At 43.9% G+C, this 3,326-nt stretch carries 2 protein-coding genes; one reads left to right on the forward strand and one right to left on the reverse strand.

Annotation, left to right across the window (positions count from 1 at the left end; translation table 11 throughout):
* Window positions 1-131: 131 nt before the first annotated feature.
* Window positions 132-2,141, reverse strand: coding sequence for a DUF2142 domain-containing protein (locus G5B11_RS18315; RefSeq protein ID WP_173729286.1), 2,010 nt, complete (start codon window positions 2,139-2,141; stop codon window positions 132-134).
* Window positions 2,142-2,332: 191 nt separating this feature from the next.
* Here G5B11_RS18315 and G5B11_RS18320 point away from each other — a divergent pair.
* The coding region (locus tag G5B11_RS18320) for a transglutaminase domain-containing protein (RefSeq protein WP_173729287.1) at window positions 2,333-3,326 on the forward strand (994 nt) is incomplete at its 3' end.

Genomic DNA, 3,326 nt, shown 5'->3' on the forward strand with positions numbered 1-3,326 from the left:
ATATCAGCTGGGAGTCAATCCCCCAGCTGATATAGCCTCCGGCAGGATTGCAGAGGTGCGCAGGAGAAGTATGTCATGCAATTGCATGACGCGCACCTCGCAGCAAGAATGCCGAGGCATTCTTGAATATGTTACAGGATCATGGCTGCCATCTGCAGCACCAGTAAGATCTCTGTACCAATAAGTACCATCCAGGTGCGGGATGCCTGCTTTACATTTACAGACACTATATTTGTGGTCAGCAATGGGAAAAATGCAGGTGCAAGTGGCAGGAAATACCGCCCCTGGAGCCCCTGGATATAATTCCATTTCATCTTTGTATATCCTACCAGCATGGAAAGCATGATCAGCAGCGTGGATAGCAGACAGCTTCCTGAAATCACAAGCTGTGCTTTACGGGAAAGCCTTTTGTTGTCATCGTTAACATTTATAAGCAGAAGCAGGCAGATCAGCAGGAGAATGATAAAGATCCAATTTATCTGGAAATCCAACCAGGAAAGCATGCCTCCAAGAAGTCCACGAACAAGATCATCTCCGCATTTCATCAGTGTATTCCACAGCAGATAAACGGTGTGCAGCGGGTGCTGAAGTACGTAAGGAATAGTATATAATGAATTTTCCTGGTCAACAGCAGCTGCAGAAGTCAGAAAGTCATGAAATACAGGCATGAATTTTACAAGGGCAAGTGCTGATAGCAGGACAAAGGCAAGAACTGATCCAAGAAGCAGCTTACGTTTCCGGGCAGGATACATTCCTGATGATTTGTGATGAAAACACAGAAACAAAAGAAACAGCAACGGCAGATATACGCCGCCTTTGATCACAGCCACGAAAACAGCAAGTATCCCTGTTGGAATCAATTGCTTCTTATGGAGGACCTGAGTGTTTTGGCAATGGAAACACAGGGCAATGAACAGGAAGATCAGTCCATTGATAATAGCGTCATAAGAGGCAGAGGCAGCCTGCTGCAAGGTGATAGGAAGCAATCCAAGGGCACCGAAAAGGTTTTTCCAGTATGGTGTTACACCGATAGCCAGCCGGATCAGCAGGATAAACACCAGCAGGTTAAAGATACGGCCAAGCTGGAAAGTAAGCATTGCTGAAAGCCCAAGAATCCGTCCCACACTGATGCCAAGAGCTGCAGGCAGGTATACGATCCCGGGAACCAGATTGGTGCCATCGATATAGGAAACCTGTACCAGCTGTGTATCAGAAGGCCGTTCTAAGGTATGAAAAAGCAGCTGATAATAGGAGTTGCTTTCCAGACCATTTGCCAGCATTTCACTTAATCTTGCATCGCATTCCCTTTTGTAAATGGTGCCAGGTGTATCAGTGGATTGTACAAAAAGAATCTGGTTGGAATACTTATATGCAGTGTCAAGGTGCGTGGACTCGTCCGGCACGCCGTGGACAGTAACAAGGCATTGAAAAATAAGACCAAGCATAAGTGCAAGCGGTACAAAAAACTGCTGGATCTTCTGGCAGCGAATCATAATCAGATAATAAGCCAGTGCAGCAAAAAGCAGCAGGGCAGCACATAAAACAGCATAAAACAGAGACATAAAGCTGTTGTCACTGTAGCTGAGGGAATAAATCACATTGCTGTGGTCTGCAGGGTTGTCATTAAAAGAAGATACAAGGATCTGTCTCTGATTTGCTGTAAAGTGCAAAGTTGTATCCTGTGCATGTTCCAAGGTAAGCTCCAGCCGGAGAAGCCTGGATTCAGAGTCTGTAAATTCCTCATCTAAGGAGCATTTCAGGTATCTGGAATTGGAAGTCTTGATTAATCCGGTGATTTTCTGGCTGTCCCTGTAAAGGATCTGGCCGCTTTCAGTATCAGATAAGGTAATGGAAATCCTGGCATCTGAACTGGCACGATAGGCAGTGCACTCCATTGAAAATGCTCTCAGTTCAGGTACCGAACAGGAAAATTCTTCTGTAAGAGAAGGCGAATCTTTGGTAAGGATGACTTCGCCGTTGGTCTTGTGGGTTGTCATCATGATATATTGAACCGGTTTGTGCAGATCATACCGGAACTGGGCTTTGTAAACAATGACACATACGCTGCTTATGAAAAGAAGAAAAATCAGGAAAGGAAGAATGCGTCTTAAGTTTTGGGGGAGTGTTTTTTGCTTGTCCATGAAATAGATTCTCCGTGTTCTCAATAGTTTTGGATGAAATAATTATAACCAATGTGGAAGGATTACGCAATACAGCATGTGCTGCCAGATTAACGTATGGTATCGAAAAACAACTGGAAAGGAAAGCCATGCAATGGTATACTTGCAGTAGCAAACAGAGATCGTATTAGCAGAAAAATGGAGAGATGTATATGAAAAAACGAAATCAGATTCTGGCTGGAGTATTGGCTGTGCTTCTTGGAGTATCACCTTCTGGAGTGTATGGGGAAGCGTTTTATGATGTGGAAGATGTTGCCGACACAGATGCTGCAGCCCAAGAGATAACAGATGTTCAGGATGAAGAATCGGAACAGCCAGAAGAAGTGACTGCAGGGGAAGAAGGCCAGGAAACAGAATTTACCGCTGGTATTAATCCTGAGGCAGAAGAAAATCTGTTTACAGACCATGCAGATACAAATGTACAGGATCCTCAGGAAGGAACTATTCTGGAGTATGTGGAAGAGGAACTGGATTCTCCACTGATCGTGAACGGAGAACCAGGAGACACAGATGGGATTCATGTATTTTCACTGAAAGAATATGATGGCTCTTATGGCAATCAGTTAGATGGGATGGCGTTGGAAGTCTATAACACATATGTTTCCAATTTGTTTGTGAATTACAGCACATTTAATGGAGTTTCTTATGAGTATCAGGCCAGCAAACCAGTTACCTTTGAGGCGAATGTCCAAGATAACCAGCTGGTTCAGGATGAGGCATATGACGAAGCCATACTTCAGGTGCGTGTCAATATGCAGGCAGCACTGGATGCGTTCACCTATGATTATCCAGAAGTATTCTGGATGCGTGGAAGTGGATATTCTTATAGTATCAGTTCTAAAAAACAGAATGGAAAGTATACTGGCGTTATTTCAAAGTTTACTATGAAGCCTTCTCTTGTGGATGGGTATAACACCAACATTACAGAAAATATGAATAATTTTCTGAACAATGCAGATGCTGCAGCTGCCCAGATCGCGGCAGAGACCAACGGTAAAAGCCTATACGAAAAAGTAAAGGCGATTCATGACTATGTGTGTGAAAAGGCAGTGTATGATGCACAGAACAACTTGAAAGTACATTCTGCAGGGCCAATGTTTATCGGGGATGGACATGTAGTATGTGAAGGATATGCAAAAGCAATGC

The organism is Blautia glucerasea (assembly GCF_013304385.1).
Lineage (GTDB): Bacteria > Bacillota > Clostridia > Lachnospirales > Lachnospiraceae > Blautia_A > Blautia_A ammoniilytica.